The organism is Streptomyces katrae, assembly GCF_000966975.1.
GTDB classification, from domain to species: domain Bacteria; phylum Actinomycetota; class Actinomycetes; order Streptomycetales; family Streptomycetaceae; genus Streptomyces; species Streptomyces katrae.
The window spans coordinates 1-302 of sequence record NZ_JZWV01001364.1 but is presented as its reverse complement, the minus strand read 5'-3'; the positions used below and the strand labels follow the sequence as shown (position 1 = coordinate 302).

Genomic DNA, 302 nt, shown 5'->3' with positions numbered 1-302 from the left:
GGGGGGCGGGGGCCGCGGCAGGGGCTGTGGCGGGGGTGGTCTCGGGGGCCGTCGGCCGGGCCCGGAAGGGCAGGTGGACCGGAACCTCGGTGACTGCGGCCCCGCGCACGGGCCCACGTCGCGCGAGGGGCCCTGCGGGGGCCTCCCCCTTGACGCCGTCCCGCCCGTCGATCCCCCGGGCGACGGCCTGCGCGACGATCTCGGCCACCCCGGGCCCGGGCACCCCGCCGCCGTGCGGATGCGGAATCCCCCCGGCCCCGCCCCCTTCCCCGTCACCCCGGGCCGCGGGCACGTCCCCGTCC

The 302-nt window shown here is 82.8% G+C and carries 1 pseudogene; it reads right to left on the bottom strand.

The window, feature by feature from the left end:
• A pseudogene (locus VR44_RS46665) lies at nucleotides 1-208 on the bottom strand (hypothetical protein); the annotation flags it as partial.
• Nucleotides 209-302 lie beyond the last annotated feature (94 nt).